General features: G+C 60.0%; 15 protein-coding genes and 1 riboswitch. Of the genes, 11 read left to right on the forward strand and 4 right to left on the reverse strand.

All coding sequences use genetic code 11. The annotated features are described in order from the left end of the window. Window positions 1–122: 122 nt before the first annotated feature. Both FHC51_RS12205 and bioA read right to left on the reverse strand, forming a co-directional pair. The gene (locus FHC51_RS12205; RefSeq protein WP_220435639.1) at window positions 123–599 is read right to left on the reverse strand and encodes a kinase inhibitor; all 477 of its coding nucleotides are present in this window, start codon (window positions 597–599) and stop codon (window positions 123–125) included. A gap of 44 nt (window positions 600–643) precedes the next feature. Further along, the gene (gene bioA, locus FHC51_RS12210; RefSeq protein ID WP_220435640.1) at window positions 644–1951 is read right to left on the reverse strand and encodes an adenosylmethionine--8-amino-7-oxononanoate transaminase; all 1308 of its coding nucleotides are present in this window, start codon (window positions 1949–1951) and stop codon (window positions 644–646) included. A 69-nt stretch (window positions 1952–2020) separates the two neighbouring features. On the opposite strand from bioA, the gene bioB reads away from it, so the two are divergent. Genes bioB through bioD form a run of 4 tightly spaced genes read left to right on the forward strand, consistent with a single transcriptional unit; the run spans window position 2021 to window position 5651 of the window. Further along, window positions 2021–3061, forward strand: a complete 1041-nt coding sequence (gene bioB, locus FHC51_RS12215) for a biotin synthase BioB (RefSeq protein WP_220435641.1) — start codon at window positions 2021–2023, stop codon at window positions 3059–3061. Continuing rightward, window positions 3058–4215: an 8-amino-7-oxononanoate synthase gene (gene bioF, locus FHC51_RS12220; RefSeq protein ID WP_220435642.1), complete on the forward strand. Its 1158-nt coding sequence runs from the start codon at window positions 3058–3060 to the stop codon at window positions 4213–4215. Before bioB ends, bioF begins: the two co-directional genes overlap by 4 nt. Next, entirely contained in the window at window positions 4199–4954 is a 756-nt protein-coding gene (gene bioC, locus FHC51_RS12225; RefSeq protein ID WP_220435643.1) for a malonyl-ACP O-methyltransferase BioC, read from the forward strand. Before bioF ends, bioC begins: the two co-directional genes overlap by 17 nt. Then, window positions 4947–5651, forward strand: a complete 705-nt coding sequence (gene bioD, locus FHC51_RS12230; RefSeq protein WP_220435644.1) for a dethiobiotin synthase — start codon at window positions 4947–4949, stop codon at window positions 5649–5651. The genes bioC and bioD overlap by 8 nt, the downstream gene beginning before the upstream one ends. On the opposite strand, the gene FHC51_RS12235 is transcribed toward bioD, so the two are convergent. Continuing rightward, window positions 5611–6315, reverse strand: coding sequence for an ABC transporter ATP-binding protein (locus tag FHC51_RS12235; protein ID WP_220435645.1), 705 nt, complete (start codon window positions 6313–6315; stop codon window positions 5611–5613). The two genes, bioD and FHC51_RS12235, sit on opposite strands and share 41 nt — an antisense overlap. A gap of 746 nt (window positions 6316–7061) precedes the next feature. On the opposite strand from FHC51_RS12235, the gene uvrB reads away from it, so the two are divergent. Next, window positions 7062–9077 carry an excinuclease ABC subunit UvrB gene (gene uvrB, locus FHC51_RS12240; protein WP_103178762.1) on the forward strand — a complete coding sequence of 672 codons (2016 nt, stop codon included), beginning with the start codon at window positions 7062–7064 and terminating at the stop codon, window positions 9075–9077. Window positions 9078–9169: 92 nt separating this feature from the next. Here the strand turns inward: uvrB and yvcK are convergent, their stop codons facing one another. Beyond that, the gene (yvcK, locus tag FHC51_RS12245) at window positions 9170–10078 is read right to left on the reverse strand and encodes a uridine diphosphate-N-acetylglucosamine-binding protein YvcK (protein ID WP_220435646.1); all 909 of its coding nucleotides are present in this window, start codon (window positions 10076–10078) and stop codon (window positions 9170–9172) included. Between the two features lie 225 nt (window positions 10079–10303). Beyond that, window positions 10304–10438, forward strand: a riboswitch (molybdenum cofactor riboswitch). Here yvcK and moaA point away from each other — a divergent pair. The 6 genes from moaA to FHC51_RS12275 all read left to right on the forward strand — a co-directional run bounded on the left by moaA (window position 10426) and on the right by FHC51_RS12275 (window position 13895). After that, a complete protein-coding gene (moaA, locus tag FHC51_RS12250; RefSeq protein ID WP_220435647.1) occupies window positions 10426–11415 on the forward strand; it encodes a GTP 3',8-cyclase MoaA in 990 nt (329 codons plus the stop codon). Its footprint overlaps the riboswitch before it by 13 nt. A gap of 20 nt (window positions 11416–11435) precedes the next feature. Further along, on the forward strand, window positions 11436–11948 hold the full coding sequence (moaB, locus tag FHC51_RS12255) for a molybdenum cofactor biosynthesis protein B (RefSeq protein WP_103178765.1): 513 nt from the start codon (window positions 11436–11438) through the stop codon (window positions 11946–11948). Window positions 11949–11951: 3 nt separating this feature from the next. Further along, entirely contained in the window at window positions 11952–12437 is a 486-nt protein-coding gene (gene moaC / locus FHC51_RS12260; protein WP_103823522.1) for a cyclic pyranopterin monophosphate synthase MoaC, read from the forward strand. Next, window positions 12430–12675, forward strand: a complete 246-nt coding sequence (gene moaD, locus FHC51_RS12265) for a molybdopterin synthase sulfur carrier subunit (RefSeq protein ID WP_103178767.1) — start codon at window positions 12430–12432, stop codon at window positions 12673–12675. The genes moaC and moaD overlap by 8 nt, the downstream gene beginning before the upstream one ends. A gap of 1 nt (window position 12676) precedes the next feature. Further along, window positions 12677–13129: a molybdopterin synthase catalytic subunit MoaE gene (gene moaE / locus FHC51_RS12270; protein ID WP_220435648.1), complete on the forward strand. Its 453-nt coding sequence runs from the start codon at window positions 12677–12679 to the stop codon at window positions 13127–13129. A 58-nt stretch (window positions 13130–13187) separates the two neighbouring features. Beyond that, complete coding sequence (locus tag FHC51_RS12275) at window positions 13188–13895, forward strand: Bax inhibitor-1/YccA family protein (protein WP_103178769.1); 708 nt, start codon at window positions 13188–13190, stop codon at window positions 13893–13895. The last annotated feature ends 19 nt before the right edge of the window (window positions 13896–13914 follow it).

The raw sequence follows: 13914 nt of genomic DNA on the forward strand, positions 1-13914 counted from the left end.
CGCTTACCGGGCCTACAAATGCCAACGTAGGCCGGGTAAGGCGAAGCCGCCACCCGGCAAATGCCCGGCGGCGCTGCGCTTGCACGGGCCTACGGTTTTGTGCGGTTTCCAGGCCTGCTTTTTTACGAATACATCGCCGTAATGGATGCACTCGCCAGGGTGTGGAAATGGACGTTAAAGCCCACCATCGCACCGCTCGCTTCTTCATCCACCTCGATTTTTTCCACGTCCAGGGCATGCACCGTAAAGATATAGCGATGGGTTTCGCCCTTAGGGGGCGCCGCGCCGCCATATCCCGCTTTGCCAAAATCGGTGCGGGTCTCTATGGCTCCCTCCGGCAGCGCTACCAGCGACGAGCCTGACCCCTGCGGCAGCACGCGGGTATCGGCTGGGATATTGGCGACAATCCAGTGCCACCAGCCGGAGCCGGTAGGCGCATCGGGATCGTAGCAGGTGACGACAAAACTTTTGGTGCCCGGCGGCACCTCGTCCCACGCCAGATGCGGAGAGATGTTATCACCCTCGTAACCCATACCGTTAAACACGTGGCGCAGCGGGAGTTTATCGCCGTCGCGCAGATCCTTACTGATGAGTTTCATACTGTTCCTCCGTAATAAGCTCAGCCAGAAGTGTAACGCATAAACTAGATCGCAAAGTGCGCAGGTTCCTGTACGGCATCCACCACCGCGGCGGTCAGCTTGCTGAGCTGGTCACGGCTGATCAGATACGGCGGCATCAGATAGATTAGCTTGCCGAACGGCCGCACCCAGACGCCGCGCGCCACAAAGAAGCGTTGCAGCGCCGCCATATTCACCGGATGGGTCGTTTCGACGACGCCGATGGCCCCCAGCACCCGCACGTCGGCGACACATTCTGCCTCCCGCGCCGCCGCCAGTTCATCCTTCAACTGGGCTTCGATGGCGGCCACCTGAGTCTGCCACTCGCCGCTCTCCAGCAATGCCAGACTTTCACTGGCGACGGCGCAGGCCAGCGGGTTACCCATAAAGGTCGGGCCGTGCATAAAGCAGCCCGCCTCGCCGTTGCTGATGGTCTCGGCCACCAGGCGGGTGGTGAGGGTGGCAGAGAGGGTCATGGTGCCGCCGGTCAGGGCTTTGCCGAGGCAGAGAATGTCCGGCGTAATCCCCGCGTGCTCGCAGGCAAACAGTTTGCCGGTGCGCCCGAAGCCGGTGGCAATCTCGTCGGCAATCAGCAGGATACCTTCCCGGTCGCACATCCGGCGGATGCGCTTCAGCCATTCCGGATGGTAGATGCGCATGCCGCCCGCCCCCTGCACGATGGGCTCGAGGATCACCGCGGCAATCTCGTGGCGATGGGCGGCCATCAGGCGGGCGAAACCGACCATGTCCATCTCATCCCACTCTCCGTCAAAGCGGCTCTGCGGCGCCGGGGCAAAGAGGTTTTCCGGCAGGTAGCCCTTCCACAGGCTGTGCATCGAGTTGTCGGGATCGCAGGCCGACATCGCCCCGAAGGTGTCGCCATGATAGCCGTTGCGGAAGGTGAGGAACCGCTGGCGGGATTCCCCTTTGGCGTGCCAGTACTGCAACGCCATTTTCATCGCCACCTCCACCGCCACCGAGCCGGAGTCGGCCAGGAATACGCACTCCAGCGCGTCGGGGGTCATCGCCACCAGCCGACGGCAGAGATCCACCGCGGGAGGATGGGTGATCCCGCCGAACATCACGTGCGACATGCGGTCAATCTGCGCTTTCATCGCGGCGTTCAGCCGGGGGTGATTGTAGCCGTGAATGGCCGCCCACCATGAGGACATGCCGTCTACCAGCTGTTCGCCGCTGGCCAGCGTCAGCTCGCAGCCGTGGGCTTCCGTCACCGGATAAACCGGCAGGGGCTGGGTCATGGAGGTGTAAGGGTGCCAGATATGTTGCCGATCGAAGGCGAGATCGTCCGTTGTCATAATCGACTTGTAAACCATTTTGAAAACATTTAGGTTTACAAGTATAAACCGAAACCACACTGAACTAAACCCCTTTGGAGATGCCCCATGGCTCACCAGACTCGCTGGACAATGTCGCAAGTCACTGCATTATTTGAAAAACCCCTCCTTGAACTGCTGTTTGAAGCGCAGCAGATTCACCGTCAGCACTTCGATCCGCAGCAGATTCAGGTCAGTACGCTGCTGTCGATCAAGACCGGCGCCTGCCCGGAAGACTGTAAATACTGCCCGCAAAGTGCGCGCTACAAAACCGGCCTCGAATCCGAGCGGCTGATGGAGGTGGAGCAGGTGCTGGAGTCGGCCCGCCAGGCGAAAAACGCCGGTTCGACCCGCTTCTGCATGGGCGCGGCGTGGAAAAACCCGCACGAGCGCGACATGCCTTACCTCGAACAGATGGTGCAGGGCGTTAAGGCGATGGGCCTCGAGGCCTGCATGACCCTCGGCACGCTGGATGACAGCCAGGCGCAGCGCCTGGCCTCGGCGGGGCTCGATTATTACAACCACAACCTCGATACCTCCCCGGAGTTCTACGGCAACATCATCACCACCCGTACCTACCAGGAGCGGCTGGACACGCTGGATAAAGTGCGTGAGGCGGGCATTAAGGTCTGCTCGGGCGGCATCGTGGGCTTAGGCGAAACAGTCACCGACCGCGCCGGTCTGCTGTTGCAGTTGGCGAACCTGCCCACGCCGCCGGAAAGCGTGCCGATCAACATGCTGGTGAAGGTGAAGGGCACCCCGCTGGCCGATAACGACGACGTCGACGCCTTTGACTTTATCCGCACCATTGCGGTGGCGCGGGTGATGATGCCAACCTCCTATGTGCGCCTCTCGGCGGGCCGCGAGCAGATGAACGAGCAGACCCAGGCGATGTGCTTTATGGCCGGGGCCAACTCCATCTTCTACGGCTGCAAACTGCTCACCACCCCGAACCCGGAAGAGGACAAAGATGTCCAGCTGTTCCGCAAGCTGGGGCTAAATCCGCAGCAGACCGCGGTTCTCACTGGCGATAACGAACAGCAGCACCAGCTGGAACAGCAGCTTTTCAACGCCGATACCGACCAGTTCTATAACGCGGCGATGCTATGACCTGGCAGCAACGTATTGATGCTGCCCTTGATGCCCATCGGGCGGCAGAGGCGCTGCGCGTGCGCACCCCGGTAGAAAACGGCGCAGGCCGTTTTCTCACCTGCGACCAGCGGCGCTACTCTAATTTTTCCAGCAACGACTATCTCGGCCTGAGCCAGCATCCGGCCCTTATCCGCGCCTGGCAACAGGGGGCGGAGCAGTATGGCGTGGGCAGCGGCGGCTCCGGCCACGTCAGCGGCTATACCCGCGCTCACCGGGCGCTGGAGGAGCAGCTTGCCGACTGGCTCGGTTACCCGCGGGCGCTGCTGTTTATCTCCGGCTTTGCTGCCAATCAGGCGCTGATTGCAGCCCTGACCGGCAAGGACGATCGCATCGTGGCCGACCGTTTAAGCCACGCCTCCCTGCTGGAAGCGGCCAGTCACAGCCCGGCCCAGCTCCGGCGCTTCGCCCATAACGATGCCGCTCAGCTCGCTTCGCTGCTGGATAAACCCTGCGAGGGCCAGCAGCTGGTGGTGACCGAGGGGATCTTCAGCATGGATGGCGACAGCGCCCCGCTGGGCGATATCCATGCGGCGGCCCGCCGTAAGGGGAGCTGGCTGCTGGTGGACGATGCCCACGGCATTGGCGTCACCGGCCCAGAAGGGCGCGGCAGTGCGGCCCATCTGGGCGTCAAACCCGAGCTGCTGGTGGTCACCTTTGGCAAAGGCGTGGGTATCAGCGGCGCGGCGGTACTGTGCAGCGACCCGGTGGCCGACTATCTGTTGCAGTTTGCCCGCCATCTCATCTACAGCACCAGCATGCCGCCTGCCCAGGCGGTGGCGCTACTGGCAGCCTTTAACCTTATTCGCAGCGACGAAGGCGATGCGCGGCGGCAGCGGCTCTCGGCGCTTATCAGCCAGTTCCGCGCAGGCGTGAGCGGCCTTCCGCTTGAGATCACCGCGTCGCAAAGCGCCATTCAGCCGCTGATTGTGGGCGAAAACGCGCGCGCCCTGCATCTGGCACAGACCCTCAGAGAGAAGGGGATCTGGGTGACGGCCATTCGTCCGCCCACCGTACCGGCAGGCACGGCGCGCTTACGCCTGACCCTGACGGCGGCCCATGAAGCGGCAGACATCACCGCGTTACTGGAGGCGCTGCATGTCGCAAGTGAATAAACAGGCCATTGCCGCCGCCTTTGGCCGGGCGGCGCAGAGCTATTCCCGTCACGACGCGCTCCAGCGGCAAAGTGCCGACGGGCTGCGGGCGCTGCTCGCAAAAAACACCTTCCCCAGCGTGCTGGACGCCGGCTGTGGCCCGGGCAGCAACAGCCTCGCCTGGCGCAGAAGTGGCAGCGTGGTGACGGCGATGGATCTCAGCGGCCCGATGCTGGAGGAAGCGCGCCGCAACCGGGCGGCCGACCACTATCTGCAGGCGGATATCGAAGCCATTCCGCTGGCGGATGCGCAGTTCAGCCTGGTCTGGAGCCATCTGGCGGTGCAGTGGTGCGCCAGCCTGCCGCAGGCGCTGGCGGAGCTCTGGCGCGTGGCGAAGCCCGGGGGCAGGGTGGCCTTTACCACGCTGCTGAACGGCTCCCTGCCGGAGCTGAAGCAGGCCTGGCAGGCGGTAGATACGCAGCCGCACACCAACCGCTTTCTGAGCCGGGAAGAGGTAAACAATGCCCTCGATGGCTGGCGGCACCGCTGTGCGGTCCAGACCGTCACGCTGCACTTTGACGATGCGCTTAGCGCCATGCACTCCCTGAAAGGGATCGGCGCTACCCATCTGCACGCCGGGCGGGCCGCCAGGCCCTTAACCCGGGGACAGCTGCAGAACCTGGCGCAGGCCTGGCCGCAGCGTGATGGCAAATACCCGCTCTCTTATCAACTTTTTCATGGGATTATCGAACGTGACTGAACGCTATTTTGTCACCGGCACCGACACCGAGGTCGGAAAAACCGTCGCCAGCACCGCCCTGCTACAGGCGGCGCGGACGCTGGGGCGCAACACCGCCGGGTATAAGCCCGTGGCCTCGGGCAGCGAAATGACCGCGGAAGGGCTGCGTAACAGCGATGCGCTGGCGTTACAGCGCAACAGCAGCGTGGCGCTGAGCTACCCGGCGGTGAACCCTTACACCTTCGCCGAGCCCACCTCGCCGCATATCGTCAGCGCGGAAGAGCAGCGTCCCATCGAGTTTAGCGTGCTTTCAGCCGGGCTACGCGCGCTGGAAAGCCAGGCCGACTGGGTGCTGGTGGAAGGGGCGGGCGGCTGGTTTACGCCGCTCTCCACGGAGCAGACCTTCGCCGACTGGGCGATCGCCGAGCGCCTGCCGGTGATCCTGGTTGTGGGGGTGAAGCTGGGCTGTATCAACCACGCCATGCTCACCGTCCAGGCGATCCGCCAGGCGGGGCTGAATTTTGCAGGCTGGGTGGCGAACGGGGTGGTGCCGCCCGGTAAGCGTCATGGCGAATACATGGCAACGCTGAAACGCGTACTGCCTGCACCGCTGCTGGGCGAAATCCCCTGGCTTGGCGAGCAGGCCGACACGGCGGATATCGGGCGTTATCTCTCTCTCAGCGCACTGGCGCCGTCGGCCCCATCCAGTGGACAATAAGCGGGTCATCCAGCTCGCTGACGCGGCCCTGGGCCACGTTTCGCCCACGGTATAGCAGGCAGAAGCGCTCCGCCACCCGGCGGATGAGCGACAGGTGCTGCTCGGCCAGCAGCACCGTTAGTCCCAGTTCGCGGTTAAACCTCAGCAGCAGCTGCGCCAGCCTGATGCTAAACAGCGGGCTGGCGCCACGGCTGGGCTCGTCGAGGATCAGCAGGCGAGGGCGAGTGACCAGCGCGTTCGCCAGTGCCAGCTGGTACTGCTGGTCGTCGTTCAGCCCTGACGCCCGCTGCTGGCGTAGCGGGTAAAGTTCCGGAAAGAACTCAAAAATTTCGCTACTCACCGGCCCGCCCACATTCCCTTTTGCCATCCGCGCGATATGCAGGTTCTCTTCTACCGTCAGCTGGGAAAAAATCCGCCTGTCCTGTGGGACAAAGCCAATTTCCGTGCCCGGAAGCCACTCACAAGGAGAAGCTCCGGCGTCATGCCAGACCATCGTACCGCTGGCGATAGGCAGCAGGCCGGCAATGCAGTTTACGAGGGTGGTTTTCCCCATTCCGGGCAGCCCGACCACCCCGGTACAGACGCCGGGCGGCAGATCGAGGTCAACGTTCCACAGGGTGTGGCGATCCCCGTAATACTGATTAACGGCACGCAGGCTCAACATGGTCTTACTCCTTTTCAGACATCAGTGTCCCCTGATACTCTGCAAGACTCTTGCCACAGGCCAAAAAATAGCGTTTAAACCGCCTTTTTTCAGATTAGGCGCAAAAATAAGCGCTGCGAGGAGAGAGTGATGCACTGCGCCGGTGCCCCGTATGATTCACCTGGTGCAGGTACTATTTTGGTTAAAATGTGAACAATGTCTCACTGATGGGTGAACGATTTATTGTCATAAGATCGCCAAAATTGGGTCATAAAAATTTTTTACCGTCTCGCTGTGGGTAAAAACCGGGAACGAGCCGAGTCACGTTCCGTATGGGCTGGAGGCAGTTATCCACTATTCCTGTGGATAACCATGTGCATTAGAGTTAGAAAACACAGGGTAAGCGAGAGAATACGCGGCCTGCGCCTGAATTGCTGCGAAACGCGTCTTTTTGAAAATAATAAATGGAATCAATCCGTTAAATAAAATCAATCTTTGTCATTAAACGGTCACGATAATGCGCTTAAGTTCGGCGTCTCGCCTTGACAAATGTTAAAAAATAAAAAGTTCTGGGGATAACCGTGCGTTGATGGAATTTTATCCCGTCGCAGGCGAAATTTTGTGCAGCTTCGTTTGATTCTTGCCCAGGGTGGCACAAAACGTCGCGGTTGCCACTGTGTTTATGTCCAGTATAATTTACTGGCAAAAATAGCCATCAAGAGTAAAATTACTCACCTGCCGTATCAACCATCATCAGGTCGCCGTTCATGAGTAAACCGTTCAAACTGAATTCCGCTTTTCGTCCTTCCGGCGATCAGCCTGAAGCGATTCGCCGTCTGAAAGAGGGGCTGGAGGATGGGCTTGCGCACCAGACGCTGCTGGGGGTGACCGGGTCGGGTAAAACCTTCACCGTCGCTAACGTGATCGCCGATCTCCAGCGCCCCACAATGGTGCTCGCCCCGAACAAAACCCTGGCGGCGCAGCTCTACGGCGAGATGAAAGAGTTCTTCCCCGAGAATGCGGTAGAGTACTTCGTGTCGTACTACGACTACTATCAGCCGGAAGCCTACGTTCCCAGCTCGGACACCTTTATCGAGAAAGATGCCTCGGTGAACGAGCATATCGAGCAGATGCGTCTCTCCGCGACCAAGGCGCTGCTTGAGCGCCGTGATGTGGTGGTGGTGGCCTCGGTATCGGCCATCTACGGCCTCGGCGACCCGGATCTCTACCTGAAGATGATGCTGCACCTGACCGTGGGGATGATTATCGATCAGCGCGCTATTTTGCGTCGCCTGGCCGAGCTGCAGTACACCCGTAACGATCAGGCGTTCCAGCGCGGTACGTTCCGCGTGCGCGGTGAAGTGATCGACATCTTCCCGGCGGAGTCGGACGACTTCGCGCTGCGCGTCGAGCTTTTCGATGAAGAGGTGGAGCGGCTGTCGCTGTTCGACCCGCTGACCGGCCATGTGGAATCGACCATTCAGCGCTTCACGGTCTACCCAAAAACCCACTACGTCACCCCGCGTGAGCGCATCGTGCAGGCGATGGAGGACATCAAGGTTGAACTGGCGGATCGCCGCAGGGTGCTGTTAGAAAATAACAAGCTGCTGGAAGAGCAGCGTATCAGCCAGCGTACCCAGTTCGATCTCGAGATGATGAACGAGCTGGGCTACTGCTCCGGTATCGAAAACTACTCGCGCTATCTCTCTGGCCGTGGGCCGGGCGAAGCGCCGCCCACCCTGTTTGACTACCTGCCGGCGGATGGCCTGCTGGTGGTGGATGAATCCCACGTCACCATTCCGCAGATCGGCGGGATGTATCGTGGCGACCGGGCGCGTAAAGAGACCCTGGTGGAGTACGGCTTCCGCCTGCCGTCGGCGCTGGATAACCGTCCAATGAAGTTTGAAGAGTTCGAGGCGCTGGCGCCGCAAACCATCTACGTCTCCGCAACGCCAGGCAACTACGAGCTGGAGAAATCGGGCGACGAAGTGGTGGATCAGGTGGTGCGTCCGACCGGCCTGCTGGACCCGATTATCGAAGTGCGTCCGGTAGCCACCCAGGTGGATGACCTGCTCTCGGAGATCCGCGCCCGGTCGGCCATTAACGAGCGTGTGCTGGTGACGACCCTGACCAAACGGATGGCGGAAGACCTGACCGAATACCTCGAAGAGCACGGCGAGAAGGTGCGCTATCTGCACTCGGATATCGACACCGTGGAGCGCATGGAGATTATACGCGATCTGCGTCTTGGCGAGTTCGACGTGCTGGTGGGGATCAACCTGCTGCGTGAGGGGCTGGATATGCCAGAAGTGTCGCTGGTTGCGATTCTGGACGCCGACAAAGAGGGCTTCCTGCGTTCCGAGCGCTCGCTGATCCAGACCATTGGCCGTGCGGCGCGAAACGTTAACGGTAAAGCGATTCTCTACGGGGATAAGATCACCCCGTCGATGGCGAAAGCGATCGGGGAAACCGAACGCCGTCGCGAGAAGCAGCAGCGCTATAACGAAGAGCACGGGATTGTTCCGCAGGGGCTCAACAAGAAGGTGGTGGATATCCTGCAGCTTGGCCAGAATATCGCGAAAACCAAAACCAAGGGACGCGGCAAGTCGCGCTCACCGGTTGAGGCCGATACCGTGGCACTGACGCCGAAAGCGCTGCAGCAGAAAATCCACGAGCTGGAAGGGCAGATGATGCAGCACGCACAGAACCTGGAGTTCGAAGAGGCCGCGCAGATCCGCGACCAGCTGCATCAGCTACGGGATTTATTCATCGCCGCGTCGTAGTTTGTACCCGGTGGCGCTTACCGGCTCAACAACGGCACTCTGTCTGTAGGCCCGGTAAGCGAAGCGCCACCGGGCATTACAGGCCGTACAAGCTAACCCAACGCCTGAATCGCTCTCTCCAGCGCCACGCGCAGCAGATGCCGATCGTGGCGGTACTTGATGTCGCTTGCTTCGAGCGGCTCCTGCACCACCACCCGGCCTTCCATACCTGAGATATCCTCTTTCGGCCCGACCACTACCGCATCGACGATCTTTTTACCGACATACTGCTCCATCAGCGCCAGCTTTGCGGCCAGCGAAAGCCCGGCGGCGGCCGGGCTGAGCTCGCGACCCAGATTGCCGATATAGACTACCGGGGCGGGCGTGCGCCGCAGCGCCTGGGCCAGCTCTTTAATCAGCAGGAGCGGCATCAGGCTGGTGTAAAAACTGCCGGGGCCGATGAGGATCAGATCCGCTTCACCAATCGCTTCTACCGCTTCGCGGGTGGCCGGGACAGTGGGGTAGAGCATCAGCTCTTTCGGCGGCAGGACAAGCTGATCGATATTCACCTCGCCATACACTTCATGGTCGTTGCAGTCGATTGCCATTAAATCAACCGGAAGTTCGGACATGGGGATGAGAAAGGCGTCCACTTTAAGCAGATTGCGAATTAAATTGATCGCCTCCAGAGGCCGGACGCTGAGGTGATCCAGCGCCTTTAACATCAGATTTCCAAGGTTATGCCCGGAAAGTTCGCCATTACCGGCAAAACGATATTCAAACATGGCCGAAGCCACGCTCGGTTCCGTGATAAGCTGATTTAAGCAGTTGCGCATGTCTCCCCAGGCGATACCGCCTTCGGAGCGGCGGATGCGTCCGGTTGAGCCGCCATTATCGGTGGTCGTGACGATCCCTGTCAGGCGGGAGCCGAGCGATGACAGGGAGGACATGACCCGGCCCAGTCCGTGGCCTCCGCCGAGAGCGACCACCCGGTCAAGATCCGCAAAAGTGCGATTGCGCATAAAAATTCCTTATTAAGACCAACATGTAAACAGTAACGCAACTACTCCTAAATGACGATGCTGCGACCCGCGCAAAATGACGTATATCAATGCAAAAATGTGATAATGACGTATTCTGAACCGAAATGGCACGATTAGCTCGTTATATACATATTTATATAGCGTCAGTCGACGATAGCGAAACTCGCTTTAACACGCTACTATCGACATAACCACGTTTTCATCATTGAAAACATACACTCTAGCCTTTGCGCCTGTGTCGACAGATATGGCGCTCTGGCCGTGGCGCTTTTGCCACCAGGGTACAGGAAGAAATGACTGTGCCTCCCGTATCAGGAAAGGTGTACATGGCTTCACAACTTACCGATGCATTCGCGCGTAAGTTTTTTTACCTGCGTTTGTCGATTACCGATGTGTGCAACTTCCGTTGCACCTACTGCCTGCCGGATGGCTATAAGCCTGGCAGCGTCACCAATAACGGCTTTCTCTCCGTGGATGAAGTGCGCCGCGTCACGCGCGCGTTTGCCGCCATGGGCACGGAAAAGGTCCGTCTTACCGGCGGTGAACCCTCGCTGCGCCGTGACTTCACCGACATCATCGCGGCGGTCCGTGAAAACGACGCCATCCGCCAGATCGCGGTCACGACCAATGGCTATCGCCTTGCGCGCGATGTCGCCGGTTGGCGCGATGCCGGGCTGACGGCCATTAACGTCAGCGTCGACAGCCTGGATGCCCGCCAGTTTCACGCCATCACTGGCCAGGATAAATTCCACCAGGTGATGGATGGTATCGACGCGGCCTTTGCGGCCGGCTTCGACAAGGTGAAGGTCAACACCGTGCTGATGCGCGATGTGAACCATCATCAGCTGGATACCTTCCTGGCGTGGATCAAACCCCGCCGCATTCAGCTGCGCTTCATTGAGCTGATGGAAACCGGCGAGGGCAGCGACCTCTTCTCCCGTCATCACATCTCCGGGATGGTATTGCGCGATGAGCTGCTCAAACGCGGCTGGATCTACCAGCTTCGCCAGCGCAGCGACGGCCCGGCGCAGGTCTTTTGTCACCCCGACTACGAAGGGGAGATTGGCCTTATCATGCCGTATGAAAAAGATTTCTGTGCCAGCTGTAACCGCCTGCGCGTCTCGTCGGTGGGCAAGCTGCACCTCTGCCTGTTTGGCGACGGCGGCGTCGACCTGCGCGATCTGCTGGTCGATGATGCGCAGCAGGCGGCGCTGGAAGCACGCATTTCTGAGGCGCTGATGCACAAAAAACAGACCCACTTCCTGCATCAGGGCAACACCGGGATCACCCAGAACCTGTCATACATTGGCGGGTAATCGCTACAAGGAACCAGAAGATGAGTCAGGTAAGCGCTGAATTTATCCCGACGCGTATTGCTATTCTTACCGTTTCTGAACGCCGCGGCGAAGAGGATGACACCTCCGGCCACTGGCTGCGCGATGCGGCCCACGAGGCGGGGCATCAGATCGTCGACAAGGCTATCGTCAAAGAGAACCGCTACGCCATTCGCGCGGAAGTGTCGCGCTGGATCGCCAGCGATAACGTCCAGGTGGTGCTGATCACCGGCGGCACCGGTTTTACCGCAGGCGATCAGGCCCCGGAAGCGCTGCTGCCGCTCTTCGATCGCGAGATCGAAGGCTTCGGCGAGGTGTTCCGCATGCTCTCGTTTGAAGAGATTGGCACCTCCACCCTGCAGTCGCGCGCTGTCGCAGGGATCGCCAACAACACGGTGATTTTCGCCATGCCAGGCTCCACCAAAGCGTGCCGCACCGCGTGGGAAAACATTATCGCCCCGCAGCTGGATGCCCGCACGCGTCCGTGTAATTTCCATCCTCACCTGAAGAAATAAGCTATGTCGCAACTGACCCACATTAACGCCGCGGGCGAAGCCCATATGGTGGATGTCTCCGCCAAGGCCGAAACCGTGCGTGAAGCCCGCGCGGAAGCGTTCGTCACCATGCTTCCCGAAACGCTGGCAATGATCCTTGACGGCAGCCACCACAAAGGGGACGTCTTCGCTACGGCGCGGATCGCCGGGATCCAGGCGGCGAAACGCACCTGGGATCTTATCCCGCTGTGCCATCCGCTGATGCTCAGCAAAGTGGAGGTCAACCTGCGGGCCGAGCCGGAGCACAACCGCGTGCGCATCGAATCATTGTGCCGCCTGACCGGGAAAACCGGCGTGGAGATGGAAGCCTTAACTGCCGCCTCCGTGGCGGCGTTAACCATCTATGACATGTGCAAAGCGGTGCAGAAAGACATGGTTATTGGCCCGGTTCGCCTGCTGGCGAAAAGCGGGGGAAAATCGGGTGATTTCAGAGCACAAGAGAATGATTAAAGTACTGTTTTTTGCGCAGGTGCGCGAGCTGGTGAATACCGACAGCCTGACGCTGGATATCGAGGTGGAAAACGTCGAAGCGCTGCGGGCGCATCTGGCGGCGCAAAGCGACCGCTGGGCGCTGGCGCTGGACGCGAGCAAACTGCTGGCGGCGGTGAACCAGACGCTGGTGGAGTTCACGCATCCGGTCAAACCGGGCGATGAGGTGGCCTTCTTCCCACCGGTGACCGGGGGCTGAGATGAGTGACACCAAAATCGTAGTCGAACAGGCGCGTTTTAACGTCGGCACGGAGTATATCTGGCTGGCGGAGCGTGACGAAGATGGCGCGGTGGTCACCTTCACCGGCAAGGTGCGTAACCATAATCTCGGCGACAGCGTGAAGGCGCTGACCCTTGAGCACTATCCTGGCATGACGGAAAAAGCGCTGGCGGAGATCGTTGAACAGGCGCGTCAGCGCTGGCCGCTCGGCCGCGTGACCGTGATCCACCGCATCGGCGAGATGTGGCCGGGGGAGGAGATCGTCTTCGTTGGCGTCACCAGCGCCCATCGCGGCAGCGCCTTTGCGGCCGGTGAGTTTATTATGGATTATCTCAAAACCCGCGCCCCGTTCTGGAAGCGCGAAGCGACCCCGGAGGGCGATCGCTGGGTCGAGTCCCGCGACAGCGACAAGGAAGCCGCCAACCGCTGGTAGCCGGATTGCCGGGATGTGTTAGGCTTTAACAGTGTGTCCACTTAAAAAGGAGTGTGTTATGGACAGATTTCCCCGTTCCGATTCCATCGTGCAGCAGAGCCGTACCGGGCTGCAAACCTATATGGCCCAGGTCTATGGCTGGATGACCTGCGGCCTGCTGCTTACCGCCTTTGTCGCCTGGTTCTCAGCAAACACGCCTGCGGTGATGATGTTTGTCTTTTCCAGCAAAATCACCTTCTTTGGCCTGATCATCGCCCAGCTGGCGCTGGTGTTTGTCCTCTCCGGGCTGGTGCATAAGCTCAGCGCAGGGATGGCTACCACGCTGTTTATGCTCTATTCGGCGCTGACCGGCCTGACGCTCTCCAGTATTTTCCTCGTCTACACCTACTCCTCCATCGCCAGCACCTTTGTGGTGGCCGGCGGGATGTTTGGTGCGATGAGCCTTTACGGCTACACCACCAAACGCGACCTGAGCGGCTTTGGCAACATGCTGTTTATGGCGCTGATTGGGATTGTGCTGGCATCGCTGGTGAACTTCTGGCTGAAGAGTGAAGCGCTGATGTGGGCGGTGACCTATATCGGGGTGATTGTCTTTGTCGGGCTGACGGCGTATGACACCCAGAAGCTGAAAAACATTGGCGAGCAGATTGACGTGCGCGACAGCTCAAATCTGCGTAAATACTCCATTCTCGGGGCGCTGACGCTCTATCTGGACTTCATCAACCTGTTCCTGATGCTGCTGCGCATCTTTGGCAACCGTCGTTGATTGCCTTGCCCGGCGGCGC

The sequence above is a fragment of the Leclercia sp. EC_58 genome, assembly GCF_019584355.1.
GTDB lineage: Bacteria > Pseudomonadota > Gammaproteobacteria > Enterobacterales > Enterobacteriaceae > Enterobacter.

Coding starts and splice junctions, on each gene's coding strand:
- yvcK (WP_220435646.1), bottom strand. CDS start 10,078: ATGCGCAATCGCACTTTTGCGGATCTTGACCGGGTGGTCGCTCTCGGC.
- uvrB (WP_103178762.1), top strand. CDS start 7,062: ATGAGTAAACCGTTCAAACTGAATTCCGCTTTTCGTCCTTCCGGCGAT.
- moaB (WP_103178765.1), top strand. CDS start 11,436: ATGAGTCAGGTAAGCGCTGAATTTATCCCGACGCGTATTGCTATTCTT.
- FHC51_RS12205 (WP_220435639.1), bottom strand. CDS start 599: ATGAAACTCATCAGTAAGGATCTGCGCGACGGCGATAAACTCCCGCTG.
- bioA (WP_220435640.1), bottom strand. CDS start 1,951: ATGGTTTACAAGTCGATTATGACAACGGACGATCTCGCCTTCGATCGG.
- bioF (WP_220435642.1), top strand. CDS start 3,058: ATGACCTGGCAGCAACGTATTGATGCTGCCCTTGATGCCCATCGGGCG.
- moaC (WP_103823522.1), top strand. CDS start 11,952: ATGTCGCAACTGACCCACATTAACGCCGCGGGCGAAGCCCATATGGTG.
- bioB (WP_220435641.1), top strand. CDS start 2,021: ATGGCTCACCAGACTCGCTGGACAATGTCGCAAGTCACTGCATTATTT.
- FHC51_RS12275 (WP_103178769.1), top strand. CDS start 13,188: ATGGACAGATTTCCCCGTTCCGATTCCATCGTGCAGCAGAGCCGTACC.
- FHC51_RS12235 (WP_220435645.1), bottom strand. CDS start 6,315: ATGTTGAGCCTGCGTGCCGTTAATCAGTATTACGGGGATCGCCACACC.
- bioC (WP_220435643.1), top strand. CDS start 4,199: ATGTCGCAAGTGAATAAACAGGCCATTGCCGCCGCCTTTGGCCGGGCG.
- moaE (WP_220435648.1), top strand. CDS start 12,677: ATGAGTGACACCAAAATCGTAGTCGAACAGGCGCGTTTTAACGTCGGC.
- moaA (WP_220435647.1), top strand. CDS start 10,426: ATGGCTTCACAACTTACCGATGCATTCGCGCGTAAGTTTTTTTACCTG.
- moaD (WP_103178767.1), top strand. CDS start 12,430: ATGATTAAAGTACTGTTTTTTGCGCAGGTGCGCGAGCTGGTGAATACC.